The sequence below is a fragment of the Roseateles sp. genome, assembly GCF_047654785.1.
GTDB lineage: Bacteria > Pseudomonadota > Gammaproteobacteria > Burkholderiales > Burkholderiaceae_C > Pelomonas.
Genome location: NZ_JASGKQ010000003.1, coordinates 1,609,190 through 1,635,348, shown reverse-complemented (window position 1 = coordinate 1,635,348; position 26,159 = coordinate 1,609,190). Strand labels below are relative to the sequence as shown.

Here is a 26,159-nt window from a genome sequence, read left to right as displayed (position 1 = left end):
AGCGCCTTTTAGAATGCGCGTTTTCCCTCACGCCGGCCGCCTCCCGACGCCATGACCCGCACCCTGCATCTGCAATGTTTCGAGGGCGGCAACGCCTTGTCCACGTTCCGCGCCCGGGCCTTGCTGGGCCGGTTGCAACAGGTCCATGAACGCATCAGCGGCGTCAGCGCCCGCGCGGTGCACTGGGTGTGGACGGACGCGGCGATGGCCGCCGACGCGCGCGAGCGCTTCGCGGCGCTGCTGACCTACGGCGAGCCGGCCGACGCGGCCGACGGCGGCGACCTGGTCGTCGTCACGCCGCGCTTCGGCACGGTCAGCCCCTGGGCGTCCAAGGCCACCGACATCGCGCGCAACTGCGGGCTGGCGCTGCGCCGCGTGGAGCGCGTCGTCGAGTACCGCATCGCGCTGAAGCCGGGGCTGCTGGGCGGCGCCAGACACCTCGGCGAGGCCGAGCTGCAGGCCTGCGCCGCGCTGCTGCACGACCGCATGACCGAGTCGGTCTGCTTCAGCCGCGAGGACGCCGCCCGCCTGTTCGACGAGCGCACGGCCGAGCCGCTGGCGCATGTGGACGTGCTGGGCCAGGGCCGCGCGGCGCTGGAGCGCGCCAACGTCGAGTTCGGCCTCGCGCTGTCGGGCGACGAGATCGACTACCTCGACGCCAACTTCCGCAAGCTGGGCCGCAACCCCAGCGACGTCGAGCTGATGATGTTCGCGCAGGCCAACAGCGAGCACTGCCGGCACAAGATCTTCAACGCCAGCTTCGTCGTCGACGGCGAGGCGCAGCCGCTGAGCCTGTTCGGCATGATCCGCAACACCGAGAAGCTGCACCCGCAGCACACGGTGGTCGCGTATTCGGACAACGCGGCCATCATGGCCGGCCACCGCATCGAGCGCTGGCAGCCGGCGCCGCAGCCCGGCGCGGCCTACCAGGCCCGCGACGAGCAGGCCGAGGTGCTGATGAAGGTGGAGACGCACAACCACCCGACGGCCATCTCGCCGCACCCCGGCGCGTCCACCGGCGCGGGCGGCGAGATCCGCGACGAGGGCGCGACCGGCCGCGGCTCCAAGCCGAAGGCGGGGCTGACGGGCTTCTCGGTGTCCAACCTGCACCTGCCGGGCCTGGCCGAGCCCTGGGAGCGGAACCCGGTCGGCAAGCCGGCGCACATCGCGTCGGCGCTGCAGATCATGATCGACGGGCCGCTCGGCGGCGCGGCCTTCAACAACGAGTTCGGCCGGCCCAACCTGGCGGGCTATTTCCGCGTCTTCGAGCAGACGGTGGCCGGCGTGCGCCGCGGCTACCACAAGCCCATCATGATCGCGGGCGGGCTGGGCAGCATCCGCGCGGACCTCACCCACAAGATCCAGTTCCCCGCCGGCACGCTGCTGATCCAGCTCGGCGGCCCCGGCATGCGCATCGGCATGGGCGGCGGCGCGGCCTCGTCGATGGCGGCGGGCACGAACACGGCGGACCTGGACTTCGACTCCGTGCAGCGCGGCAACCCCGAGATCGAGCGCCGCGCGCAGGAGGTCATCAACCACTGCTGGGGCCTGGGCGCGCAGAACCCGGTGCTGGCCATCCACGACGTCGGCGCGGGCGGCATCTCGAACGCCTTCCCCGAACTGGTCAACGACGCGGGCCGCGGTGCGCGCTTCGACCTGCGCAGCGTGCCGCTCGAAGAATCGGGCCTCGCGCCCAAGGAAATCTGGTGCAACGAGAGCCAGGAGCGCTATGTGCTGGCGATCGCGCCCGAGAGCTTGGTGCTGTTCCAGGCGCTGTGCGAGCGCGAGCGCTGCCCCTTCGCCGTGGTCGGCGTGACGACCGAGGAGCGCGAGCTGAAGCTGGCCGATGGCGACGAGTACCCCATCGACATGCCGATGGACGTGCTGCTCGGCAAGCCGCCCAAGATGACGCGCGACGTGGCCCGCGTGGCGCGCGACGGCGGCGCGCTGGACCTGACCGGCGTCCAGCTGGCGCAGGCCGCGTTCGACGTGCTGCGCCACCCGACCGTCGCGAGCAAGCGCTTCCTCGTCACCATCGGCGACCGCAGCGTCGGCGGCCTGAACCACCGCGACCAGATGGTCGGCCCCTGGCAGCTGCCGGTGGCGGACTGCGCCGTCACGCTGGCCGATTTCAAGGGCTTTGCCGGCGAGGCGATGAGCATGGGCGAGCGCACGCCGCTGGCCGCCGTCAACGCGCCGGCCTCGGGCCGCATGGCGGTGGCGGAGGCCATCACCAACCTGCTCGCCGCGCCGATCGAGCTGCCGCGCGTGAAGCTGAGCGCCAACTGGATGGCCGCCTGCGGCGAAGCCGGTGAGGACGCCGCGCTGTTCGACACCGTGAAGGCCGTCGGCATGGACCTGTGCCCGGCGCTGGGCATCTCGATCCCGGTCGGCAAGGATTCACTGTCGATGCGCACCAAGTGGGAGGGCCAGCAGGTCACCGCCCCGGTGTCGCTGATCGTCACCGCCTTCGCCAGCATCGCCGACGTGCGCGGCACGCTGACGCCGGAGTGGCAGTGCGAGGACTCGGCGCTGATCCTGATCGACCTCGGCCAGGGCCGGCACCGCCTCGGCGGCTCCATCCTCGCGCAGACGCTGAACCAGTTCGGCAACGAGGTGCCCGACCTCGACGACCCGCAGCTGCTGGTGTCGCTGGTCGATGCGATCAACGCGCTGCGCGCCGACGGCAAGCTGCTCGCCTACCACGACCGCTCCGACGGCGGCCTGTGGGCGGCGGCCTGCGAGATGGCTTTCGCCGGCCAGACCGGCCTGAGCCTGAACGTGGACATGCTGGTCACCGAAGGTGACGGCATCAGCGACAGCCGTGCCGACATGGGCGACTCCAAGAACTGGGCCGCGCAAATCGGCCCCCGCCGCGACGAGCTGACGCTGCGCGCGCTGTTCGCCGAGGAACTGGGCGCGCTGATCCAGGTGCGCGCCGCCGACCGCGACGCCGTCATGCAGGTGCTGCGCGCGCACGGCCTGTCCAGACACGCCCACGTCGTCGCCAAGCCCAACGCGGCACGGCAGATGGAGGTCTGGCGCGACGCGAAAAAGGTCTTCGCCGCGGACCTGACCGCCTTGCAGCAGACCTGGGACGAGGTGAGCTGGCGCATCGCCCAGCTGCGCGACAACCCGGCCTGCGCGGACGCCGAGCACGCCGCCGCCGGCCAGGCCGACGACCCCGGCCTGCATCTGCACCTCACCTTCACGCCCGAGGCTCCGTTCGTCCACACCGGCGCGAAGCCGAAGGCGGCGATCCTGCGTGAGCAGGGCGTCAACTCCCACGTCGAGATGTCCTACGCGATGGCGCTGGGCGGCTTCGACAGCCGCGACGTCCACATGAGCGACCTGCAATCGGGCGCGGTCAGGCTGGACGGCTTCGCGGCCTTCGTCGCCTGCGGCGGCTTCAGCTACGGCGACACGCTGGGCGCGGGCGAGGGCTGGGCGCGCAGCATCATGTTCAACCCGGTGCTGGCCGAGCAGTTCCGCGCCTTCTTCACGCGACCCGACACGCTGGCCCTGGGCGTCTGCAACGGCTGCCAGATGCTGGCCGCGCTCGCGCCCCTCATCCCCGGCGCCGACGCCTGGCCGCGCTTCACGCGCAACCAGAGCGAGCAGTTCGAGGCGCGGCTGTCGCTGGTCGAGGTGCTGGACTCGCCCAGCGTCTTCTTCCACGGCATGGCCGGCAGCCGCCTGCCCATCGCCGTCGCGCACGGCGAGGGCTATGCGAACTTCGCGCGCCAGGGCGACGCGGCCAAGGCCATCGCCGCGATGCGCTTCGTGGACCACCACGGCCGGCCGACCGAGGCCTATCCGTTCAACCCCAACGGCAGCCCGGGCGGCCTGACCAGCGTGACGACGGCCGACGGCCGCTTCACCGCGCTGATGCCGCACCCGGAGCGCGTGTTCCGCCACGCGCAGCTGAGCTGGACGCCGGGTGACAAGAGCACGCACAGCCCCTGGCTGCGCATGTTCCAGAACGCGCGCCGGGCGTTGGGCTGATCAGCCCGCCAGGAAGCGCGGCGGCAGCTGCGCCTGCAGCGGGTAGTGCTGGAAGAACGGTCGGGCCTGCACGATGGCGCGCCACACCGAGGGGCGGGCCAGCAGGCGCTCGAAGTAGGCCGCCAGTCGTGTGTGGCCGGGTGGGAAGGGCCGCACGATGGCGGCGTAGAACAGCGCGGGCGCGGCGGCGCAGTCGGCCATGCTGAAGTGCCGGCCCGCCGCCCAGGGGCCGGCGCCGAGGCGGCCCTCGATCAGGTCGTAGGCCTGGCCGAGGGCATCGGCATAGACGGCCTGGTCACGGGCGTCGCGCTCGGCGGCGGGGCGCAGCAGTTCCGCGATGTAGCGCTGCATGGGCGTCATCACGTAGAGGTCGAAGAGGCGGTCCCACAGGCGCACGTCGAGCTGGGCGTCGAAGTCCTCCGGCAGCAGCCGGACGCGGCCGGGGTGGCGGCGGTCCAGATACTCGATCTGCACGGAGGTTTCGGGCAGCACGCGCTCGCCGTCCACCAGCAGCGGGATCTTGGCGCTGGGCCACAGGCGTGCATGGGCGGCGCGGTCGGCCGGATCGCCGAGGTTGACGATGCGGGCCTCGAACGGCGTGCCGTTCTCGTACAGCGCGATCAACAGCTTCCAGCAACAGGAGGACAGCGGGTGGTAATGCAGCGTGAGGGCCATGGTCGTGCGGCTCAAAAGTGGCGGACCCGCGGGCCCGCCTGGTGCCGTGAAGGAGGACGTTTCAGTCCTGCACCACGGTGGCGGCCGCCTGCAGCCGCTTGTTGACCCGCAGCGCCAGCAGCGTGCAGACCGCGCCGGACAGCAGGTAGCCGCTGACCGCCATCAGGCCGAAGCGCGACGACAGGAACAGCACCACGACCGGCGCGAACGCGGCGCCCAGCAGCCAGGCCAGGTCGGCCGTCAGCGCGGCGCCGGTGTAGCGGAAGTGCGGCAGGAAGTTGGACGTCACCGAGCCGGCCGCCTGGCCGTAGGACAGGCCCAGCAGCACGAAGCCGATCAGCAGGAAGGCCGTCTGCCCGGGCTTGCCGCCGCCCAGCAGCAGCGGCGCGACCAGCGCGAACGCGCCGATGGCCAGCGCCAGCGTGCCCAGGAAGCTGCGGCGGCCCATCTTGTCGGCGATCAGGCCCGACATCAGCATCGAGACGGCCGCGAACGCGGTGCCCAGCAGCTCCATCTTCATGAAGTCGGCCACGCTCTGCTCGGAGAACAGCGCCACCCACGACAGCGGGAACACCGTCACCAGGTGGAACAGCGCGTAGCTGGCCAGTGCCGCGAAGGCGCCGACGATGATGTGGTGGCCCTGGGCGGGCAGCAGTTCGTGCAGGTGCGCGGGGTCGAGCTCATGCTCCTCCATGCGCTTCTCGTACTCGTGCGTGACGACCAGGCGCAGCCGGGCGAACAGCGCCACGACGTTGATGGCGAACGCGGTGAAGAACGGGAAGCGCCAGCCCCAGGACAGGAAGTCCTTCGCGTCCAGGCTGGTGTAGACGTACAGGAACACGCTGGACGCGACGAAGAAGCCCAGCGGCGCGCCCAGTTGCCCCAGCATCGCGTACCAGCCGCGGCGGGCGGGCGGCGCGTTCAGCGCCAGCAGCGAGGGCAGGCCGTCCCACGAGCCGCCCAGCGCCAGGCCCTGGCCCACGCGGCACAGCGCCAGCAGCACGATGGCGGTGTCGCCCGCCGCGGCGAAGCTGGGCAGCAGGCCCATGGCGACCGTGGAGCTGCCGAGCAGGAAGAGCGCGGCGGTCAGCTTCGCGGAGCGGCCGAAGCGGCGCTGGATCTCCATGCCGATCAGCGTGCCGATGGGCCGCACGATGAAGGCCAGCGCGAAGATCAGGAAGGCGTACAGCGTGCCGGTCAGCGGGTCGGCGAACGAGAAGAAGACCTGCGGGAATACCAGCACGGACGCGATGCCGAACACGAAGAAATCGAAGTATTCGGACGCGCGGCCGATGATGACGCCGACGGCGATGTCGCCGGGGGCCAGGTCTTCGTCGCTGCGCTGGGTCAGCGGGCCGGGATGGGGGGCTTGGAAGGTACTGCTCAGGGCCATGGCGGGTTTGTCTCCGTCGTTGACTAGGACAAAATGTCCACTCGTTGATCTGCCTCAATCAACGTACATTTCCGCTCCGCGTGCAAGATCGTTAACCCTGGCGCGCCGCTCAGGATGCCTCTCAACAAGTCTGCCCTTTCGCGCGTCCTGGCCTTGTCGGCCAGCGTCGCTTTGTGTGGTTGCAATGCGATCGTGATGAAGCCGCACGGCGACATCGCGCAGCAGCAGGCGCAGCTCATCGTCACGTCGACGCTGCTGATGCTGCTGATCATCGTCCCGGTGATCGCGCTGACGCTGTTCTTCGCGTTCCGCTACCGGCAGTCCAACACCGAGGCCACCTATGCGCCGGACTGGGACCACTCCACCCGCCTGGAGCTGGTGATCTGGGGCGCGCCGCTGCTGATCATCATCGCGCTGGGCGCGATCACCTGGATCAGCACGCACAAGCTGGACCCGTTCCGCCCGCTGGACCGCATCGCCGCGGACAAGCCGCTGCCGGCCGACGTCCGGCCGCTGGAGGTGTACGCGGTGTCCATGGACTGGAAGTGGCTGTTCATCTATCCCGAGCAGGGCATCGCCACCATCAACGAGCTGGCCGCGCCGGTGGACCGCCCGATCCACTTCCGCTTCACCTCGACGACGGTGATGAACACCTTCTACGTGCCCGCGCTGGCCGGCATGATCTACACCATGCCCGGCATGGAGACGCAGCTGCACGCGGTCATCAACAAGGCGGGCGTGTATGACGGCATGTCGGCCCAGTACAGCGGCGCCGGCTTCTCGGACATGCGCTTCAAGTTCCACGGCGTCAGCGAGGAGGAGTTCGCGCGCTGGGTCGCCACCAACAAGGCCGGCGGCGGCGCACTGACGCGCGCCGAGGTCCTGCAGCTCGAACAGCCCAGCACCAAGGAGCCCATCCGCCGCTACGCCAGCGTCGAGCCGGGCCTGTGGAGCGCCATCGTCGACCGCTGCGTGGACGGCCGGAAGATGTGCGCCAGCCAGATGATGGCCATCGACGCCGCGGGCGGCGCCGGCAAGGGCGGCGTCGCCGGCACCCTGCGCAGCGCCTGGCGCGATGCCGAGGGCGTCCAGCGCGAGCGCGTCGTCGTCGCCGGGCTGTGCACGCCCACCAACCCGCTGGGCCTGCCCATCGAAACCGGCGCCGAGACGGCCGCCACGCCGAAGAACTGAGTCCGCCGATGTCCACTGCACACCACCCGGCTGCCGCCGTCGAGCAGCTCCACCCCGTTCTCGGCCGGCTGGGCTGGGAAGCGATTCCCTTCCACGAGCCCATCCTGATCGCCACCTTCGCGGCCGTCGTGCTGGGCGGCCTGCTCGTGCTGGCCCTGCTGACGAAATACCGCCTGTGGGGCCCGCTGTGGCGCGACTGGCTGACCAGCATCGACCACAAGAAGATCGGCATCATGTACATGGTGCTGGGCATCGTGATGCTGTTGCGCGGCTTCGCCGACGCGATCATGATGCGCGCCCACCAGGCCATGGCCTTCGGCGACAACGCCGGCTTCCTGCCGCCGCACCACTACGACCAGATCTTCACGGCGCATGGCGTCATCATGATCTTCTTCGTCGCCATGCCGCTGGTGACGGGCTTCATGAACTACGTCGTGCCGCTGCAGATCGGCGCGCGCGACGTGGCCTTCCCGTTCCTGAACAACTTCAGCTTCTGGATGACCACCGGCGGCGCCATCCTGGTGATGGTCTCGCTGTTCATCGGCGAGTTCGCCAAGACCGGCTGGCTGGCCTATCCGCCGCTGTCGGGCCTGCTCGCCAGCCCCGACGTGGGGGTGGACTACTACCTCTGGGCGCTGCAGATCGCCGGCGTGGGCACGACGCTGTCGGGCATCAACCTGATCGCCACCATCATCAAGATGCGCGCGCCGGGCATGACGATGATGAAGATGCCCGTGTTCACGTGGACCTCGCTCTGCACCAACGTGCTCATCGTCGCCACCTTCCCGGTGCTGGCCGCGACGCTGGCGCTGCTGACGGCCGACCGCTACCTCGGCACCAACTTCTTCACGAACGACCTCGGCGGCAACGCGATGCTGTACGTGAACCTGATCTGGATCTGGGGCCACCCCGAGGTCTACATCCTGGTGCTGCCGGTGTTCGGCATCTTCTCGGAGGTGGTGTCCACCTTCAGCCGCAAGAAGCTGTTCGGCTACGCGTCCATGGTCTATGCGACGGTGGTCATCACCATCCTGTCCTACCTGGTCTGGCTGCACCACTTCTTCACGATGGGCTCGGGCGCGTCGGTGAACAGCTTCTTCGGCATCACGACGATGATCATCTCGATCCCGACGGGCGCGAAGATCTTCAACTGGCTGTTCACGATGTACCGCGGCCGCATCCAGTTCGAGGTGCCGATGCTGTGGACCGTGGGCTTCATGGTCACCTTCGTCATCGGCGGCATGACCGGCGTGCTGCTGGCCGTGCCGGCGGCGGACTTCGTGCTGCACAACAGCCTGTTCCTGATCGCCCACTTCCACAACGTCATCATCGGCGGCGTCGTGTTCGGCATCTTCGCCGGCATCAACTACTGGTTCCCCAAGGCCTTCGGCTTCCGGCTGGACGCCTTCTGGGGCAAGGTGTCGTTCTGGTGCTGGCTGATCGGCTTCTGGGTCGCGTTCGCGCCGCTGTACGTGCTGGGCCTGATGGGCGTCACGCGCCGCGTCAGCCACTTCGACGACATGTCGCTGCAGCCCTGGTTCGTCGTCGCGGCCATCGGCGGCCTGATCATCGCCTGCGGCATCGCCGCGTTCCTGGTGCAGATCGCCGTCAGCGTGATGCGCCGCAAGGAGCTGGCCGACACCACCGGCGACATCTGGGGCGGCCGCACGCTGGAGTGGTCCACCGCCTCGCCGCCGCCGGACTACAACTTCGCCTTCACGCCCATCACCCACGAGATGGACGCCTGGCACGACATGAAGCAGCGCGGCGCCGAGCGGCCGACGCAGGGCTTCCTGCCCATCCACATGCCGAAGAACACCGGCGCGGGCTTCGTCGTCGCCATGCTGGCCACGGCCATGGGCTTCGCGCTGGTCTGGCACATGTACTGGATCGCCGCGGCCGCCTTCGCGGCCACCGTCATCGCCTCCATCGTGCATACCTTCAACTACGACCGCGACTACCACATCCCGGCCGACGCCGTGACCCGCAGCGAGGACGAGCGCACCCGCGCCCTCGCGGCGGGCGCCTGACCGGGAGCCCCCGACATGTCCGCCACCATCGCCACCCACGTGAACGGCGCGCCGCTCTACTACGACCGCAGCGGCGCCTACCACCCGCCCGGCAGCACCATGCTGGGCTTCTGGCTGTACCTGATGAGCGACTGCCTCATCTTCGCGGTGCTGTTCGCCGTGTACGCCGTGCTGGGCCGCAGCTATGCGGCCGGCCCCTCGGGCGCCGACCTGTTCGACCTGCCGCTGGTGGCCGCCAACACCGCGCTGCTGCTGTTCTCGTCCATCACCTACGGCTTCGCGATGATCGCGATGCAGGCGCGCCGCAAGGGCGGCGTGCTGGCCTGGCTGGCGATCACGGGGCTGCTGGGCCTGGGCTTCCTGGCCATCGAGCTGTATGAGTTCCAGCACCTGCTCCACGCGGGCGCCGGCCCGCAGCGCAGCGCCTTCCTGTCCAGCTTCTTCACGCTGGTGGGCACGCACGGGCTGCACGTCGCCTTCGGCAGCCTCTGGCTGGTCACGCTGATGGTGCAGGTGCACAAGCGCGGCCTCACGCCCGCCAACCGCCGCCGCCTGATGTGCCTGTCGATGTTCTGGCACTTCCTGGACGTCGTCTGGATCGGCGTGTTCACCTTCGTCTACCTGATGGGAGTGCTGTGATGGCAGCCAACCACGACCACGCGCACGGCCACCATGACGACGACCACCTCGACGGCGAGGCGGATTTCCACGTCAGCACCCGGGGCTACGCCACCGGCTTCCTGCTGTCGGTCATCCTGACGGCCATCCCGTTCTGGCTGGTGATGGCCCAGGTGCTGCCCAGCCCCAAGACCACCGGCTTCGTCATCCTCGGCTTCGCGGCCGTGCAGATGGTCGTCCACATGGTGTACTTCCTGCACATGAACGCCAAGGTCGAGCAGGGCTGGTCGCTGCTGGCGCTGCTGTTCACGGCGGCGCTGGTCATCATCATGCTGGCCGGCTCGGTCTGGGTCATGTACCACATGAATACCAACATGATGCCCACGCCCGATCCCGCGGCGATGCGCAACATGCCCTGACCGCGGCGCCTGGGGCATGGGCCGCGCCGCGCGCCTCGCGCTGATCGCTGCGGCGGCGCTGGCCAGCCTGGGCTTCATGGCGCTGGCGGCCTGGCAGGTCCAGCGCCTGGCCTGGAAGCAGGACCTGATCGCCCGCGTCGAGCAGCGGCTGCGGGCCGAGCCCGTGGCGCCGCCTGCGGCCTGGGCCGAGGTCGGCCGGGCCGACGAATACTGCCGCCTGCGCCTGTTGGGCCGCTTCGAGCCGGCCGAGGTGCTGGTGCAGGCCACCACCGAGCTGGGCGGCGGGCACTGGGTGCTGGCGCCGCTGCGCCTGGCCGACGGCCGCGCCGTGCTGGTCAACCGCGGCTTCGTGCCGCCCGCGCAGCGCGCCCCGGCGCAGCATGCGCCGCCCGCCGGGCCGGTCGAGCTGGTCGGCCTGCTGCGGCTGACGGAGCCCGGCGGCGGCCCGCTGCGGCGCAACGAACCGGCGCAGGGCCGCTGGTACTCGCGCGACGTGGCCGGCATCGCCGCGCAGCTGGGCGTCGCCGGGCCGGTGGCGCCGTTCTTCGTCGATGAGGCCGCCGACCCCGCCCGGCCGCGCCGCTGGCCGCGCCCGGGGCTGACCGTGCTGCGCTTCACCAACCACCACGCCGTCTACGCCGCCACCTGGCTGGCGCTGGCGGCCATGTCCGCCGCCGCAGCCGTCTGGCTGGTCCGCGACGCGCGCCGCCGTCCGCTGCCGTGACCGCCGACGCCAGCCGCGTCCCGCCCGCCGCCGCCCCCGAGCGCCGCGCCGGCCGCGCCAACCTCAGCCAGCTCATCCAGCTGCGCTGGCTGGCCGTGGTCGGGCAGCTCGCCACGGTGCTGGCGGTCCACCTGGGCCTGTCCATCACGCTGCCCTGGGCCGAGATGCTGGGCCTGCTGGGCGTGCTGGTCGCGTTCAACCTGTTCAGCCTGTGGCGCAACCGGCTCGTGCGGCCGGTGTCGCAGATCGAGCTGTGCATCGCGCTGCTGGTGGACGTGGGCGTGCTGACCGGCCAGCTCTACCTCGCCGGCGGCAGCGGCAACCCCTTCATCTACCTCTACCTGATGCAGGTGGCCGTGGCCTCCGTGCTGCTGCGGCCGGCCTACCTGATGGCCGTGGTGCTCAGCGCCGTCACCGGCTTCGTGCTGCTGACGCAGTGGCACCGCCCGCTGCAGCTGGACCTGTCGATGCCCACCACGCTGTCGCCCAACTACCTGGGCGGGCTGCTGCTGTGCTTCTTGCTCAACGTCGGGCTGCTGAGCGTGTTCATCGTCCGCATCAACCGCAACCTGCGCCAGCGCGACGCCGAGCTGGCCGCCGCGCGGCAGCGCGCGGCGGAGGAGGAACACATCGTCCGCATGGGCCTGCTGGCCAGCGGCGCCGCGCACGAGCTGGGCACGCCGCTGGCGACGCTCAGCGTCATCCTCGGCGACTGGGCGCACATGGCGCCGTTCGCCGCCGAGCCCGAGCTGCGCGAGGAGATCGAGGAGATGCAGCGCCAGATCCAGCGCTGCAAGGCCATCGTCACCGGCATCCTGATGTCGGCCGGCGAGATGCGCGGCGAGGCGCCGCAGCCCGCCACGCTGCGCGCCTTCATCGACGGCCTGGCCGGCCGCTGGCGCGCCGCCCACCCGCAGGCCGAGCTGGCCGTCGTGCAGCGGGACCTGCCGGCGCGGGAGATCATCTCGGACAGCGCGCTGCAGCAGGTGGTGGCCAACCTGCTGGACAACGCCGCCGAGGCGGCGCCCGGCACGCGGCTGACGCTGCTGGCGCACTGCCCGGATGGCGCCACCCTGTCGCTGAGCGTGCTGGACGACGGCCCCGGCTTCGACGCCGAGCGCCTGCGGCACTTCGGCGCGCCCTACCAGAGCAGCAAGGGCCAGCCCGGCCGCGGCATGGGGCTGTTCCTGTCCGTCAACGTGGCGCGCACGCTGGGCGGGCGGCTGGAGGCACGCAACCGCGCGGAAGGCGGCGCCGCCGTGACCCTGACGCTGCCGCTGGCCGCGCTGCTGCCGCGACAATCGCCGCCCCATGCCCGCCGCTGAACCCGACCGCCTGCTGCTCATCGTCGAGGACGACGACAGCTTCGCCCGCACCCTGAGCCGCTCCTTCGAGCGCCGCGGCTGGCGCGTGCTGCGCGCCACCGGGCTGGACGACATGCTGGCCCGGCTCGACGCGCTGCCCGACGACGAGGAACTGGGCCATGCCGTGGTGGACCTCAAGCTCGCCGGCGGCGCCTCGGGCCTGGCCTGCGTGCAGGCGCTGCACGGCTGGGACCCGGAGGTGCTCATCGTCGTGCTGACCGGCTACGCCAGCATCGCCACGGCGGTGGAGGCCATCAAGCTGGGCGCCTGCCACTACCTCGCCAAGCCGGCCAACACCGACGACATCGAGGCCGCGTTCGCGCGCCGGCAGGGCGACGCGGACGTGGAGGTGGCCGGGCGCCAGACCGCGTCCATCAAGACGCTGGAGTGGGAGCGCATCCACGAGGTGCTGGCCGAGACCGGCTTCAACATCAGCGAGACCGCGCGCCGGCTGGGCATGCACCGGCGCACGTTGGCGCGCAAGCTGGAGAAGCAGCGGATCAAGTGAGCCGCTTCAGCCCCTCGGCCGGCGCCTGCGCTTGCCGAGCTGCCGCCGGACCCCGTCGCAGGCGGCCTCGACCTGCTGCCGGGCTTGCGCCAGTTCCTCGGCCAGCCCGAACGCCGGAGCGGTGCGCGCGATCTCGGCGTCGGGAACGCCCAGCTCGCGCAGGCGCTGCTGCCAGTTCTGCGCGATGAACCGGCTCTTGGCCAGCAGCCAGGCGGCGCCGGCTTCGATGTCCACGCCAAAGTGGCCGGCGGCGCCCAGCAGGCGCTCGACCGTCGGCACGGCAGAGCCATCGATGCCCACCGCCATGCGCAGCACCGGCCGCTCCTTCGCCACGGGTGTGACATCGAACAGCGGCGCCAGGCGCCAATGTCCCTCGCGCAAGAGCAGGCCATGGTTGCGGGGATGGTCGTCCGTGTTGCCCAGCAGCGCGTTGGTCGCCATGCGCCGCCACAGCTCGGCCCTGTCTGCGGCCAGCCAGGGGCTCGTTCGGGCCCAGCGGCACAGCTCGTCGGCCAGGGCCAGGTAGGACCGGCCCGGGTCGCCGAAGACCGCGTCCAGCCGCAGCACCGTGTGCGCGCTGGCAAATGGCAGCCGGGCCGGCGGCGCCCCGGCGACCAGGGCTTGGCTGCCAACGCCTGTGCGGTCGAACCGCTCGATCAGGAAGATCGCATGGGCGCCCGCCTGCACGTGCCGGAACCTCGGGGCCTGCAAATCGACCTGGCCGTCCAGGTCGCGCGCCAGTGACATGGCGACGAACTCCTTGGCTGGCAGCCAGGGGATGTCGTTGCGGTCGCGCATCTTGGCGAGCCACCAGCGGCCCTCCGCATGCACGGTGACCTTGGGCCGCTCGCCGCCGGCACTGGTTTCGTTGCCGTCCCGCAGTTGCCGGATCGCGCGGCTGGACGGTGCTTCCTCATCCAGCGCCCTGGCAAGGCCCTCCAGTTCGCTGAACGCATGAGGGCGCCAGCCCAGCTTGCGCTCGATGCCCATGCAGGCCTCCAGCGCGCCGACGCCATCGGCCGGGCCCCGCTCCAGCCGCTCCAGTGGCGACAGCTCCCGCCCTGCCTGGGCATCCAGTCGGTCGGCGCCGTACCCCGCCGGCGCGGCATCGCGGAGCACGCCCGGCAGCCCGTCGGCATCGAGGACCAGCACGCCCTTGGTACGGTTGGCCTTGCCCAGCTGGACCGGGTCGGGCGCCAGCCAGCCCGGGTTGTCCAGGTAGTCGTTTTGGTAGAGCCAGCGCTTGGCCCCGCCTTCCTGCCGCAACTCGGCAATCAGCGTGGGCGCGTCCTGCCCCGGCAGCCAGAACCAGACGGGCGTCGAATCAGCCACGCCGGCCCGCCCCGCGCGTTGCGGCCCGGATGCCCTGGCTGACGACGGCCTCGTCCATCCCCGGCAGCAGCCAGGCATTCACCTGCTCCAGCAGCTCCAGGGCCTTGAGCACCTTGAGCAGATTGCCCAGGGACACGCCGTGGTGGCCGGCTTCGAGCGATGCCACCGTGCTGACGCCCACGTCGGCCAGGCGGGCCAGGTCGATCTGCGTCAGCTCACGGGCGCGCCGCGCCAGCGCCACGCGCGAGCCCAGTGTGAGCAGGCTCTCCCTGACCAGAATGGGAACCGGCGAATTCATTGACATAGGAATGAATCCTATGGACTAATGATTCCTTTGGCAATGATTTTCAGCTCAGTCCAGGGCCGCCAGCAACTCGTAGGAGCGCCGCCGCGCGGCATGGTCATGCACTGCGGTGGCGACGATGAACTCGTCCGCCTGCGTGCGCTCCAGCGTCGCTGCGAGGCCCGCGCGTACCGTGGCCGGCGAGCCGACGATGGACTCGGCCAGCATGCGCTGCACCTGGGCGGCTTCCGCCGGCGTCCACAGCGCGTCCATGCCCGCCACCGGCGGCGGCAGCTTGCCGCGCTGGCCGCGCACCATGCCGAGGAAGCGCTGCTGCGTCGACGTGAACAGCCCGCGCGCCTCGTCGTCGGTGGGCGCGACGACGATGTTCAGCCCCACCATCGCATGCGGCCTGGGGTGGCGCGCGCCGGGCCGGTAGCTGGCGCGGTAGACCTGCAGCGCCTGCATCAACAGCTCCGGCGCGAAGTGCGACGCGAACGCGAACGGCAGGCCCAGGTAGGCGGCCAGCTGCGCGCCGTACAGGCTGGAGCCCAGCAGCCAGACCGGCACCTCGGTGCCCTGGCCCGGCACGGCGCGCACGGCGGCGCCGTCCCGCGCGGGCGCCAGGTAGGCCTGCAGCTCCAGCACGTCGTTCGGGAAGGCGTCCTCGCCGCTGCTCTCCAGGCTGCGGCGCAGCGCGCGCATCGTCGGCCGGTCGGTGCCGGGCGCGCGGCCCAGGCCGAGGTCGATGCGGTCGGGGAAGAGTTCGGCCAGCGTGCCGAACTGCTCGGCGATGGTCAGCGGCGCATGGTTGGGCAGCATGATGCCGCCCGCGCCGACGCGGATGCGGCGTGACGCGGCGGCGAGCTGGCCGATCAGCACGGCCGTCGCCGAACTGGCGACGCCCTCCATGTTGTGGTGCTCGGCGACCCAGTAGCGCGCGTAGCCGAGTTCGTCGGCCAGGCGCACGAGGTCCAGGCTGTTCAGCAGCGCGTCGCGGGTGCTGGCGCCTTCGACGACGGGCGCCAGGTCGAGGATGGAGAGCGGGGGCAGGGCGGTCATGCCGGCATCTTGCCCAAGCGTGCGCGGCGCCGCCGGCCCGGGGCTTTGCGCGGCCGTGATCTCATGCCAGGGCCATCACGCGCTCCAGCGCGGCAGCGTTGCCGGCGCACAGCACGCGGAAGCCCGGGCTGATGCGCGCATCCGCCGCGGCGGCTCGCCAGAACGCGAGCGCCCGGGGCGCGACGCGCTGCCAGCGCTCGTGCTCGGCGGGCAGCGGCAGCGCGGGCGCCAGCGGCGGCGACGCGACCTCGCCGCCCGGCTGCGGCGCGTAGCGCATCGGCAACTGGTCGTAGCTCGGCGCCAGTTGCAGGCCGCCCGCGTCGTGGAAGAAGCCGAGGTTGCCGCCGTGCATGTCGCTGTTGGCGATGAGCCGGCCGAAGAGCTGGCGCTCGGCCGCGCGCTCGGCGTCGGCCGCGCTCAGCAGGCCCTGCGCGGCCAGCGCGCGGGCGACGGCGGCCCAGTCGTCGCCCGGCGCACCGACGAGGCCGGCATTGGCGCTCTCCAGGCTGACGACGCCGCGCCGCCCGTGCGGGCCGACGCGGTCGAAGCGTTCGCTTTCCAGGAAGTGGCGCCCGCCGTGCGCCAGCAGCCGCGTGGGCGCGGATTCGGTGCCCAGCGCCTCGGCCGCGAGGTGCTCGCAGACGAGCAGGTCGCGCCAGCGCTGCACGGTGGCCGAGTCGTCGGCGCCGGAGAACTTGACGACGCAGTGCGGCGTGGCCATGCCGGCCCGTTCGCGGGCGGCCGTGAACTTGGGGAACTCGCCGCCCGCCGACGAGCCCGGCAGGCCGCCCGCCATCGCCTGCACGGCCAGCGCGGCGTAGGCGGCGGGCAGTTCGGCTTCGGTCAGCGGCGGCGGGGCGTTCAGGCGCGTGTCGAGGCAGCGGCGCAGTGCGGCGTCGCCGACGAGCAGCGCGCCGGGCAGGTCGTCGCCGAAAGCACCCAGCGCCAGCAGCAACGCGTCGTCGTCCCAGAGCCGCGGGTCGGGCGCGAGTCCCAGCGTCCCGGCGTGCTGGCGCGCGAAGGCGCGGCCGAGGAAGCCCTGGGGACGCAGGTCGTAGAGCGGGTAGGGCAGGCCCTCGTACCAACCGTCGCGCGCTTCGTCGGGCAGGGGCCAGGCGGGCGGGGGGGATGTGATGGCCTCGACGTGGCAGCCCTGCGGCCGGATGGGGCTCAGCCGGCCGAGCGGCTGCGGCCGGCCCTCGGCGTCGATGCGGTAGAGCGGCGCCTCGATGCGCTGGCCGCGGATCTCGCGCCGCCAGGCGATGCGGCGGCGGCGCGTCTGGCCGGCGCCCAGCACCGCGTCGCCGGCCGCGGCCACCAGGCGCTGCACGGTCTTGGTCGAGCAGCCCAGGCCGGCGGCGATCTCCGCCACGCCCTGCGGGCCGCGCAGGCGCAGCAGGCGTTCGAGACTGGGCAGGTCGGCGGGCATGGGTTCAGGTGCGTTTGTCCTGAATTTTGTCCTGAATTGAAGTGTGAAATCAATTCAATGACAATGGGTTGCGTCGCTTGATGTCGGAGATTTGTCCTGAATTTTCGGCGCTGTGGCCGGCCTCAGTCCGAGCTGCCCAGCGTCGCCGTGACCCGGCGCGTCTGCCCCGCCCGCCAGACCGTCAGCGTGACCTTCTCGCCGATCTGGCGCGTCTCCAGCAGCGAGAGCATGTCGTCGAGGTCGGCGACGGCCTGGGCGTCCACGGCGGTGATGACGTCGCCCTGCACGATGCGGCCGTTGCGGTCGCGGCGGTAGGGCTGCAGGCCGGCGGCGGCGGCCGGGCTGGCGTTGGCGACATCGACGAGCAGCACGCCCTTGGGCGCGCGCAGCGTCTGCGTCAGCTGGGGCGCGCCGGCCGTGACGCCCAGCGCCGGGCGGACGAAGCGGCCGTCGCGGATCAGCCGCGGCACGATGCGGTTGACCTCGTCGACCGGAATGGCGAAGCCGATGCCGGCGCTGGCGCCGCTGGGGCTGTAGATGGCCGTGTTGACGCCGATCAGCCGCCCGGCCGAATCGAGCAGCGGGCCGCCGGAGTTGCCCGGGTTGATGGCCGCGTCGGTCTGGATCGCGCCCTTGATGGTGCGGCGCGTGACGGACTCGATCTCGCGGTTCAGCGCCGAGACGATGCCGGTGGTGAGCGTCTGGTCCAGCCCGAAGGGGTTGCCGATGGCGTAGACCTTCTGGCCCACCTGCAGCTCGCGGCTGGTGCCCACGGCGATGGCCGGCAGCTTGTCGCGCGGCGCCTCGATGCGCAGCACCGCGAGGTCGCGGTCGGGGAAGGCGCCGACCAGCCGGGCGGCGTAGCTGCTCTGGTCGGCCAGCGTGACGGTGGCGCGGTCGCCGCCCTGGATGACGTGGAAGTTGGTGACGATGTGGCCGGCCTCGTCCCACACGAAGCCGGTGCCGGTGCCGCTGGGCTGCTCGCTGGTGCGCAGCGAGAAGAAGTCGCGCTGCACGCTCAGCGTGGTGATGTGGACCACCGACGGCGACACGCGCTTGAACACGCCGATGTTGTTCTGCTCCTCGGCGCTCAGCGCGCCGCGGGCGCTGATGGCGCGCGGCTGGGCCGGCGGGGCCTTGGCGAAGGCGGGCGCGCCGAGGGCGGCGAGCAGGGCGGTGGCGAGCAGCAGGCGGCGGGGCAGGGCGGTCACGGTGCGAGGGCGGCAGAGTGGCGAGGCCCCGCATTTTGGACGCGGCCCTAGACTGCGCGGCGCCATGGCCGCCATGCCCGATTTCCGCTCCAGCCGTTCCAGCCGCGCCGCCCGCCTCGACGCGCTGCGCGGCGCCGCCGTCGTCTGGATGGCGGCCTACCACTTCGGCTTCGACCTGAACCACTTCGGCTGGATCCACCAGGACTTCTACCGCGACCCGGTCTGGACCGGGCAGCGCACCGCCATCGTCAGCCTGTTCCTGTTCTGCGCCGGCGGCGGCCAGGCCTTGGCGCTGCGGGCGGGGCAGGGCGCGGGGCGCTTCTGGACCCGCTGGGGCCAGGTGGCCGGCTGCGCGCTGGGGGTGACGGCGGGCTCGTGGCTGATGTTCCCGGGCAGCTGGATCAGCTTCGGCGTGCTGCACGGCATCGCGGTGATGCTGCTGCTGCTGCGGCTGGGCCTGGCGCGGCTGCCGGACGCGGCGCTCGCGGCGCTGGCCGTGGCGGCCCTGGCGGCGCCGCAGCTCGTGCAGCACCCGGTGTTCGACTCGCGCTGGACCGACTGGGTGGGGCTGGTCACCCACAAGCCCGTCACGGAGGACTACGTGCCCGTGCTGCCCTGGCTGGGCGTCATGCTGCTGGGCTTTGCCGCCACGCGCGCGTGGCCGCAGCTGTGGCGGGGTGGCGCGCCGCGGCCGCTGGCCGTGCTGGGGCGCTGGTCGCTGAGCTTCTACATGCTGCACCAGCCGGTGCTGATCGGCCTGCTGCTGGTGCTGCCAACGACAATGCGGCCATGAGCTCGCCCAAGTCCGTCCTGTTCGGCTTCCACGCCGTCACCGTCCGCCTCAAGACCCACCCCGGCTCCATCGCCGAGGTGCATTTCGACCCCGCGCGGCGCGACCAGCGCATGCGCGCCTTCATCGAGCGCGCCCGCGAGGCCGGCGCCAAGCTGGTGGAAAGCGGCGACGAGCGGCTCACGCAGCTGGCCGGCAGCCCGCGCCACCAGGGCGTGGTCGCGCGCGTGGCGGCGCTTGCGCAGCAGCACTCGCTGGACGATGTGCTCGACGCCGTTGAATCGGAAAAAAAGGGCCCGCTGCTGGTGCTGGTGCTCGACGGCGTGACCGACCCGCACAACCTCGGCGCCTGCCTGCGCGTGGCCGACGGCGCGGGCGCGCACGCGGTCGTCGCGCCCAAGGACCGCGCCGTGGGCCTGAACGCGACCGTCGCCAAGGTCGCCAGCGGCGCGGCCGAGACCGTGCCCTACCTGATGGTCACCAACCTCGCGCGCACGCTGGGCGAGCTGAAGGAGCGCGACATCTGGGTGGTCGGCACCTCGGACCGCGCCGAGCGCTCCATCTACGACCTCGACCTGACGCGCCCCGTCGCGCTGGTGCTGGGCGCCGAAGGCGAGGGCATGCGCCAACTGACGGCCAGGACCTGCGACGAGCTGGTCCGCATCCCGATGGCCGGCGCCGTCGAGAGCCTGAACGTGTCGGTCGCCTCGGGCGTGTGCCTCTACGAAGCGCTGCGGCAGCGCAGCCGATAATTCGGCGCTTCAGCAAAAAGGGAACGCCGTCATGGCCGTCATCGAAGTCAAGCACCCCCTCGTCAAGCACAAGATCGGCCTGCTGCGCGAGGCGGACATCTCGACGAAGAAGTTCCGCGAGCTGACCGGCGAGGTGGCCCGGCTGCTGGCCTACGAGGCGACGGCCGACTTCCCGACCGAGAAGGTCACCATCGATTGCTGGAGCGGCCCCGCCGAGTGCGACCAGATCGCCGGCAAGAAGGTCACCGTCGTGCCCATCCTGCGCGCGGGCCTGGGTATGCTGGACGGCGTGCTGGACATCCTGCCCAACGCCAAGGTGTCCGTCGTCGGCCTGGCCCGCGACCACGAGACGCTCAAGCCGGTGAACTACTTCGACAAGTTCGTCGGCAACCTCGAAGCCCGCACCGCGCTGATCATCGACCCGATGCTGGCCACGGCCGGCAGCATGATCGCGACCGTCGACCTGCTGAAGGCGCGCGGCTGCAAGGACGTGCGCGCGCTGGTGCTGGTGGCCGCGCCGGAAGGCGTGCAGGCGCTGGAGGCGGCCCACCCCGACGTGCGCTGCTGGACGGCCGCCATCGACAGCCACCTGAACGAGCAGGGCTACATCATCCCGGGCCTGGGCGACGCGGGCGACAAGATCTTCGGCACGACATGAGACCCCTCGACTGGTCTTGCGTGGCTGAACGCCCGCAAGCCCAGTCGGTCCCCCGAGGGGACGGCGATGCTCACGGCATTGAGCCGTGAGCAAATCGCCCTGGCGGGCCGGCTTGGGAGCGGCTCGGCGCTCGGCCCGCTGAGCAACTCAGCCCAGCACAGCACGCAACGCCCGGCGCAGCAGCGCCAGGCCTTCGCCCATCTCCGCCGCGCTGATGTTCAGCGCCGGCATCAGCCGCAGGAGGTGAGGGCGGGGCGCGTTCAGCAGCAGGCCTGCCGGCTCCAGCGCCTGTGCGGCGGTGACCACGTCGTGGGCCAGGTCGGCCGGCAACACCAGCGCCCGCAGCAGCCCCAGGCCGCGTTCCTCCACGAGGCCGTGGTCACGCACGATGGCTTGCAGGCTTTCCGACAGCTGCACCGCGCGCTCGCGCACGCCGGCCAGGAAGTCGGCGTGGCAGACCTCGTTCACCACCGCCAGCCCGACCGCCGCCATCAGCGGGTTGCCGGCGAAGGTGCCGCCCTGGTCGCCGGGCTCGAAGCAGTTCAGCGCCTCCTTGCACAGCAGCGCCGAGATCGGCACGCCGCCGCCCAGGCCCTTGGCCAGCGTCATCACGTCGGGCTCGATGCCGAACTGCTCGTAGGCGAACGCGGTGCCGCAGCGGCCGATGCCGGTCTGCACCTCGTCGGCGATCAGCAGCACGCCGCGCTCGGCCGTCAGCGCGCGCAGCTCGCGCACGAAGCCGCCATCGGCGACGACGACGCCGGCCTCGCCCTGCACGAACTCGATCATCACGGCCACCGTGTCCGCCGAGAGGGCCCGCTCGACCGATGCGATGTCGTTCAGCCGCGCCTTCGGGAAGCCCTGCGGCATGGGCGCGTAGAGACGGTCCCAGCCCGGCTTGCCGGACGCGCTCATCATCGCCAGCGTGCGACCGTGGAAGCCCTGCTCGAAGCCGATGACCTCGTGCGCGCCGCCGCGATGGCGGCTGCCCCAGCGCCGCGCCAGCTTCACGGCGCCCTCGTTGGCCTCGACGCCCGAGCTGGCCAGGAACACGCGGTCGAAGCAGCTCAAGGCCGCCAGCCGTTCCGCCAGGTCCAGCAGCGGCCGGTTGAAGTAGGCCGGGCTGGGGTTCAGCAGCCGCTGCGACTGCCGCAGCAGCGCCTGCGTGATCAGCGCCGGGCTGTGGCCCAGGCTGTTGACGGCCCAGCCCTGCACCAGGTCCAGGTGGCGCTTGCCGGCCTCGTCGGTGAGCCAGGTGCCCTGGCCGTGCGTGAACACGGTGTTCGGCCGGCGGGCGATGGTGATGAGGGCGTCGGTGCTCATGGTGTGTCGTGCCAGTCGTGGTCCATCTGGCGGGCCGTGCGGGCGGCCAGTTCGTGCCCGTGCAGCCGGCGCACCAGGTGCAGGCTCATGTCCATGCCGGCCGAGATGCCCGCCGACGTGACGACCGCGCCCTCGTCGACCCAGCGCACGCCGCCGCGCACCCGCACTGCGGGCCGCAGCGCGCGCAGCGCGGCCAGGTCTTCCCAGTGCGTCGTGGCGGCCAGGCCGTCCAGCACGCCGGCCGCGGACAGCAGCAGCGCGCCGGTGCAGACCGACGCCAGCACGGGCGCGCTGCGGCGCTGCGCGGCGATCCAGGCCAGCACGTCGGGCCGTTGCAGTTCGGCATCGACGGCGCCGCCGGGCACGAGGGCGTAGTGCAGCGGCGGGTGTGCGTCCAGCGTGAAGTCGGGCTGCACGCGCAGGCCGGCGCGGGCGCGCACCGGGGCCGGCGTCGCGGCGAGGGTGACCACGTCGAACAGCGCGGCGCTGCAGGCCGGCTGGCTGCGCGCCCAGACGCGCGACGCGGTGGTGAACACCTCGTAGGGGCCGGCCATGTCCAGCAGTTCCATGTCGTCGAAGACCAGGATGCCAATGTTCATCGGGGTGGTGCGGGGGCGGTGGGTGTCGGTGGCCAGCAGTGTGCGGCGAAGCATCATTGGCCGCCATGACGCAGTTCCCACTTTTCCTGCCATCATGCGGGCATGGCCTGCCGCATCGCCTTCGTGTTGTTCCCGGGCTTCCAGCAGCTCGACCTGGCCGGGCCGATGGCCGTGTTCGAGGTGGCGCGGCTGGCGCGGCCGGGCAGCTACGGCTGGCGCCTGGTCGCCAGCGCGCCGCCCGTGGTGCGCAGCTCTGCCGGCGTCGCCTGGCCGGTGCAGGGCCTGCCGCGGCGGCTGGGCGGCCTGGACCTCGTCATGGTCATCGGCGGCGACGGCGTGGACGCCGCCTGCGCCGATGTGCGCCTGGTGGCCTGGGTGCAGCGCGCCAGCCGCTCGGGCGCGCGCATCGCCAGCATCTGCAGCGGCAGCCTGCTGCTGGCCGCGGCGGGCCTGCTGGACCACCGCACGGCGACGACGCACTGGTCGCGTGGCCGGCAGTTCGCGGCCGAGTTCCCGGCCGTGCGCCTGCAGCCGGACCGCATCTACGTGCGCGAGCCGGCCCAGAAGCGGCGCCAGTGGCCCGAGCTGTGGACCAGCGCCGGCATGACGGCCGGCATCGACCTGTGCCTGGCGCTGCTGGCCCACGACCACGGCGAGGACCTGGCCCGCGAGGCCGCGCGCCAGCTCGTCGTGGAGCGCCGCCGGCCGGGCGGGCAGTCGCAGTTCTCGCCGCTGCTGGACCTGCAGCGCCCCGACGGCCGCTTCGGTGCGCTGCTGGACGACGTGCGCCGCGAGCCGGCGCGCGACTGCAGCGTCGACGCACTGGCCGCGCGCGCCTGCATGAGCCCGCGCCACTTCGCGCGCTGCTTCCGCGCCGAGACCGGTGCGACGCCGGCCCAGGCCGTCGAGCGGTTGCGCGTGGAGGCCGCGCGCGCGGCGCTGGAGGGCGGCGCGGCGTCGGTGCTGCGCGTGTCGCAGGACTGCGGCTTCGGCAACACCGAGCGCATGCGCCGCGCGTTCGTTCGGCTGCTGGGCCGGCCGCCGGCCGCGTTCAGGCCCGGCGGCCGCGTGGCCTGAGCCGCGTCAGTCCGACACGGCGGCGAACGGGGTGTTGGCCCCGGCGTGGTGGCCGCCTCAGCGGAGCACCTTGAGCGCGTCCGGGTTGACGAGATGGGTCGGCTGGTGGTGGATGAAGTTCAGCACGTTGTCGAACGCGGCGTCGAAGTACGTCTCGTAGCTGTCCAGCTCCACGTAGCCGATGTGCGGCGTGCAGACGGCGTTCTCCAGCCGCAGCAGTGGGTGGCCCTGCAGGATGGGCTCGCTCTCGAACACGTCGATGGCCGCCATGCCGGGGCGGCCGCGGTTCAGCGCGGAGACGAGTGCGCCTTCCACCACCAGCTCCGCGCGCGAAGTGTTGACGAACAGCGCGGTGGGCTTCATCTGGGCCAGGTCCTCCGGCGTGATCAGGCCGCGCGTGGCGTCGCCCAGGCGCAGGTGCACGGACAGCACGTCCGACCCGGCGAAGAAGGCCTCGCGGCTGGGGGCGGCCAGGTGGCCGTCGGCCTCGGCCTTCAGGCGCGAGGCCTCGCTGCCCCACACCATCACCTGCATGCCGAACGCGCGGCCGTAGCCGGCCACGAGCTGGCCGATGCGGCCATAGCCCCAGATGCCCAGCGTCTTGCCGCGCAGCACCAGCCCGAGGCCGAAGTTCGCCGGCATGGACGCGGCCTTCAGCCCCGCCTGCTGCCAGGCGCCGTGCTTGAGGTTGCCGATGTACTGCGGCAGGCGGCGCATGGAGGCCATGATGAGCGCCCAGGTCAGCTCCGCGGGCGCGATCGGGCTGCCCACGCCCTCGGCCACCGCGATGCCCAGCCGCGTGCAGGCCTCGACGTCGATGTGGCTGCCGACATGGCCCGTCTGCGCGATGAGCTTGAGCCTGGGCAGCTTCTCGAGCAGCTGGCGCGGGAATGCGGTGCGCTCGCGGATCAGCACCAGCACCTCGGCGTCCCGCAGCCGCACCGACAGCTGGCCGATGCCCTTGACCGTGTTCGTGAACACCTTGGCGTTCAGCGGCTCCAGCTTCGCCGCGCAGCGCAGCTTGCGCACGGCGTCTTGGTAGTCGTCGAGGATGATCACATTCATGGTCGAGGCAGGCGCGGCCGTCGGGCGGCGCCGGGCGGGATCGTGGGCATTCGGGTTCGGGGCATTGTGCCCTCGGGCGGCCCCGGCCCGCCCCGCTCCGTGCGGCGGCGTGGCCGTGTTTCCGTTCGAGCCCCGGCACCTGCTCGACTTCATCCCCGGGGCGTTCGAGATCCTGTGAGCGGCGCGGGCAGTTGCAGGCGTTCGACACCGGGTGCCGCCGGGACGCCGGGGCCTGAATCGGCAGCGCAGAATCCGCGCCTTCGCCTTTCGATCCGCCCGATGCGTCACGTTCTCTTCCTGCTGGCCTGGCTGCCCACCGTCGCGCAGGCCTGGGGCAACCACAGCCCCCTGTGCTACCGCGCCTTCGAGCGCATGCCCGAGGTGGCCGAGGCCGCGGCCGTGAAGGCCGAGCCCCTGGCCGATTTCCTGCGCGACCAGGAGGCGGCGATCGCCGCGGCGCTGGACGCCCAGGAGGCCTGGGCCCGCGAGCACCTGAAGGGCCATGCGCCACGGCCGCAGGCGCTGCGTTTCGTGCCCGACGCCCGGCGCAGCGATGCCGACCGCCGCGCCGCCTTCCTGCGCGCGCTGCGCCTGTCGCCGCAGACCCGGCTGGCGCTGTACCTGCAGGTGGACCCGCGCGAGGTCGGGACGACCCGGCCGGCCCTCGACGCCGGCCTGGTCACCGCCGTTCCGCCCGGCAAGGGCGCGACCCAGCGCTTCGTCGCGCTGCAGCCCGGCGAGGCGGTCGCGCCGCTGGCCGTGCTGGCCTCGGCCTGCGACGAGCCCGACTACGGCCACGACCTGAACCTGTTCGACGACAACCCGGGCAGCCCGGCGGACCCGCCCTATGGCTTCGGCCCCCAGCCCTTCGGCAACCCGGCCGTCGCGATCGGTTCGCAGGCGCCGTTCCACATGGGCTTCTTCCACCAGGGCGTGCTGTTCAACACGCTGGCGCCCAGCTTCGCGCGCACCTTCACCGAGCTGCGCGTGCAGCAGTACGGCGGGCTGGCGGTGCTGGCCTGGCAGACCGGCCACGCCTACTGGGGCTGGCGCTTCGCCGGCCTGGCGCTGCACCACGTGGAAGACCTGACGCAGCCCTACCACGCCAGCGCCGCGCCCGGCGCGACGCTGGCCTACATGATGTGGGTCAACCTCAAGGCGCAGCTCGGCGCGCCGGCCGACCGGCAGGGGCTGGTGGTGCTGCAGAGCAACCGCCATTTCGTGCTGGAGGAGTTCCAGACGCGCTGGATCATGGACGCCGCCCGCCGGCAGCAGGATGGCCCGCTGGAATGGGCGCTGCGCGACGCCACCGGCGACACGCGCTATCCGCCGTGGGGCCCGGCCTATGTGCGCGAGGTGGTCGCCGCGGAGGCCTTCGCCGCCGGCCCGGCCACCGATGCGGCCGTGGTCGTCGGTGCGCCGGCGAAATTCGTCACCGACCCACATTTCGATTTCGCCGCCCACGAGGCCGAGCTGGGCCCCGAGCTCGTGCGCGACCTGCAGGGCCGGCGCGAGGCGCTGCACCAGGCCATCGCCCGGCTGCTCGGCCACTTCGGCGCCCACAGCCGCAACGCGCTGCGCGGGTTGCTGGAACAGGCCCGCCCGGTCCGTTGAATTTCGCCATTGGCGAAATCTCAATCGTTTTCTGGCG

Annotated in this window: 23 protein-coding genes; 13 read left to right on the top strand and 10 right to left on the bottom strand. The window is 71.9% G+C overall.

Going from position 1 to position 26,159, the window contains the following annotated elements; translation table 11 throughout:
- The first annotated feature begins 51 nt into the window (after nucleotides 1-51).
- Nucleotides 52-4,005 carry a phosphoribosylformylglycinamidine synthase gene (gene purL, locus QM788_RS16525; RefSeq protein ID WP_415662547.1) on the top strand — a complete coding sequence of 1,318 codons (3,954 nt, stop codon included), beginning with the start codon at nucleotides 52-54 and terminating at the stop codon, nucleotides 4,003-4,005.
- Here the strand turns inward: purL and QM788_RS16520 are convergent, their stop codons facing one another.
- Complete coding sequence (locus QM788_RS16520) at nucleotides 4,006-4,680, bottom strand: glutathione S-transferase family protein (protein ID WP_415662546.1); 675 nt, start codon at nucleotides 4,678-4,680, stop codon at nucleotides 4,006-4,008. It lies immediately after the preceding gene.
- Nucleotides 4,681-4,741: 61 nt separating this feature from the next.
- Nucleotides 4,742-6,073, bottom strand: a complete 1,332-nt coding sequence (locus tag QM788_RS16515; RefSeq protein ID WP_415662545.1) for an MFS transporter — start codon at nucleotides 6,071-6,073, stop codon at nucleotides 4,742-4,744.
- A 114-nt stretch (nucleotides 6,074-6,187) separates the two neighbouring features.
- Between QM788_RS16515 and cyoA the strand changes: the two genes are divergently transcribed.
- From cyoA to QM788_RS16480, 7 genes are read left to right on the top strand one after another with little or no spacing between them, the layout of a single operon-like run.
- Nucleotides 6,188-7,264: a ubiquinol oxidase subunit II gene (cyoA, locus tag QM788_RS16510; protein WP_415662544.1), complete on the top strand. Its 1,077-nt coding sequence runs from the start codon at nucleotides 6,188-6,190 to the stop codon at nucleotides 7,262-7,264.
- Nucleotides 7,265-7,272: 8 nt separating this feature from the next.
- On the top strand, nucleotides 7,273-9,294 hold the full coding sequence (gene cyoB, locus QM788_RS16505) for a cytochrome o ubiquinol oxidase subunit I (protein ID WP_415662543.1): 2,022 nt from the start codon (nucleotides 7,273-7,275) through the stop codon (nucleotides 9,292-9,294).
- 15 nt (nucleotides 9,295-9,309) lie between these two features.
- Nucleotides 9,310-9,933 carry a cytochrome o ubiquinol oxidase subunit III gene (gene cyoC / locus QM788_RS16500; protein ID WP_415662542.1) on the top strand — a complete coding sequence of 208 codons (624 nt, stop codon included), beginning with the start codon at nucleotides 9,310-9,312 and terminating at the stop codon, nucleotides 9,931-9,933.
- A complete protein-coding gene (gene cyoD, locus QM788_RS16495; protein ID WP_415662541.1) occupies nucleotides 9,933-10,331 on the top strand; it encodes a cytochrome o ubiquinol oxidase subunit IV in 399 nt (132 codons plus the stop codon). Before cyoC ends, cyoD begins: the two co-directional genes overlap by 1 nt.
- Before the next feature lie 16 nt (nucleotides 10,332-10,347).
- Nucleotides 10,348-11,055, top strand: a complete 708-nt coding sequence (locus tag QM788_RS16490; RefSeq protein WP_415662540.1) for an SURF1 family protein — start codon at nucleotides 10,348-10,350, stop codon at nucleotides 11,053-11,055.
- Nucleotides 11,052-12,380, top strand: a complete 1,329-nt coding sequence (locus QM788_RS16485; RefSeq protein ID WP_415662539.1) for an ATP-binding protein — start codon at nucleotides 11,052-11,054, stop codon at nucleotides 12,378-12,380. The genes QM788_RS16490 and QM788_RS16485 overlap by 4 nt, the downstream gene beginning before the upstream one ends.
- Nucleotides 12,367-12,927 (top strand): response regulator transcription factor, encoded by a 561-nt coding sequence (locus QM788_RS16480; RefSeq protein WP_415662538.1) that lies wholly within the window; start codon nucleotides 12,367-12,369, stop codon nucleotides 12,925-12,927. The genes QM788_RS16485 and QM788_RS16480 overlap by 14 nt, the downstream gene beginning before the upstream one ends.
- 6 nt (nucleotides 12,928-12,933) lie before the next feature.
- Here QM788_RS16480 and QM788_RS16475 read toward each other — a convergent pair whose 3' ends face one another.
- From QM788_RS16475 to QM788_RS16455, 5 genes are all read right to left on the bottom strand, one after another.
- Nucleotides 12,934-14,259 carry a type II toxin-antitoxin system HipA family toxin gene (locus QM788_RS16475; RefSeq protein WP_415662537.1) on the bottom strand — a complete coding sequence of 442 codons (1,326 nt, stop codon included), beginning with the start codon at nucleotides 14,257-14,259 and terminating at the stop codon, nucleotides 12,934-12,936.
- Nucleotides 14,252-14,557: a helix-turn-helix domain-containing protein gene (locus tag QM788_RS16470; protein WP_415662536.1), complete on the bottom strand. Its 306-nt coding sequence runs from the start codon at nucleotides 14,555-14,557 to the stop codon at nucleotides 14,252-14,254. The genes QM788_RS16475 and QM788_RS16470 overlap by 8 nt, the downstream gene beginning before the upstream one ends.
- Before the next feature lie 54 nt (nucleotides 14,558-14,611).
- Nucleotides 14,612-15,604, bottom strand: a complete 993-nt coding sequence (locus QM788_RS16465) for an LLM class flavin-dependent oxidoreductase (protein WP_415662535.1) — start codon at nucleotides 15,602-15,604, stop codon at nucleotides 14,612-14,614.
- Nucleotides 15,605-15,665: 61 nt separating this feature from the next.
- Entirely contained in the window at nucleotides 15,666-17,033 is a 1,368-nt protein-coding gene (yjjJ, locus tag QM788_RS16460; protein WP_415662534.1) for a type II toxin-antitoxin system HipA family toxin YjjJ, read from the bottom strand.
- A gap of 122 nt (nucleotides 17,034-17,155) precedes the next feature.
- A complete protein-coding gene (locus tag QM788_RS16455; RefSeq protein ID WP_415662999.1) occupies nucleotides 17,156-18,235 on the bottom strand; it encodes a S1C family serine protease in 1,080 nt (359 codons plus the stop codon).
- Between the two features lie 73 nt (nucleotides 18,236-18,308).
- On the opposite strand from QM788_RS16455, the gene QM788_RS16450 reads away from it, so the two are divergent.
- From QM788_RS16450 to upp, 3 genes are read left to right on the top strand one after another with little or no spacing between them, the layout of a single operon-like run.
- Complete coding sequence (locus tag QM788_RS16450) at nucleotides 18,309-19,037, top strand: DUF1624 domain-containing protein (RefSeq protein WP_415662533.1); 729 nt, start codon at nucleotides 18,309-18,311, stop codon at nucleotides 19,035-19,037.
- Nucleotides 19,034-19,786 (top strand): 23S rRNA (guanosine(2251)-2'-O)-methyltransferase RlmB, encoded by a 753-nt coding sequence (gene rlmB / locus QM788_RS16445; RefSeq protein WP_415662532.1) that lies wholly within the window; start codon nucleotides 19,034-19,036, stop codon nucleotides 19,784-19,786. Before QM788_RS16450 ends, rlmB begins: the two co-directional genes overlap by 4 nt.
- A gap of 31 nt (nucleotides 19,787-19,817) precedes the next feature.
- A complete protein-coding gene (upp, locus tag QM788_RS16440; RefSeq protein ID WP_415662531.1) occupies nucleotides 19,818-20,444 on the top strand; it encodes a uracil phosphoribosyltransferase in 627 nt (208 codons plus the stop codon).
- A gap of 147 nt (nucleotides 20,445-20,591) precedes the next feature.
- Here upp and QM788_RS16435 read toward each other — a convergent pair whose 3' ends face one another.
- Nucleotides 20,592-21,767, bottom strand: coding sequence for an acetylornithine transaminase (locus QM788_RS16435; RefSeq protein ID WP_415662530.1), 1,176 nt, complete (start codon nucleotides 21,765-21,767; stop codon nucleotides 20,592-20,594).
- The gene (locus QM788_RS16430) at nucleotides 21,764-22,420 is read right to left on the bottom strand and encodes a DJ-1/PfpI family protein (RefSeq protein WP_415662529.1); all 657 of its coding nucleotides are present in this window, start codon (nucleotides 22,418-22,420) and stop codon (nucleotides 21,764-21,766) included. Before QM788_RS16430 ends, QM788_RS16435 begins: the two co-directional genes overlap by 4 nt.
- A gap of 48 nt (nucleotides 22,421-22,468) precedes the next feature.
- Between QM788_RS16430 and QM788_RS16425 the strand changes: the two genes are divergently transcribed.
- A complete protein-coding gene (locus QM788_RS16425) occupies nucleotides 22,469-23,443 on the top strand; it encodes a GlxA family transcriptional regulator (RefSeq protein WP_415662528.1) in 975 nt (324 codons plus the stop codon).
- A 57-nt stretch (nucleotides 23,444-23,500) separates the two neighbouring features.
- On the opposite strand, the gene QM788_RS16420 is transcribed toward QM788_RS16425, so the two are convergent.
- Nucleotides 23,501-24,508, bottom strand: a complete 1,008-nt coding sequence (locus QM788_RS16420) for a D-2-hydroxyacid dehydrogenase family protein (RefSeq protein ID WP_415662527.1) — start codon at nucleotides 24,506-24,508, stop codon at nucleotides 23,501-23,503.
- 279 nt (nucleotides 24,509-24,787) lie between these two features.
- On the opposite strand from QM788_RS16420, the gene QM788_RS16415 reads away from it, so the two are divergent.
- Nucleotides 24,788-26,122 carry a hypothetical protein gene (locus tag QM788_RS16415; protein WP_415662526.1) on the top strand — a complete coding sequence of 445 codons (1,335 nt, stop codon included), beginning with the start codon at nucleotides 24,788-24,790 and terminating at the stop codon, nucleotides 26,120-26,122.
- Nucleotides 26,123-26,159: the final 37 nt, after the last annotated feature.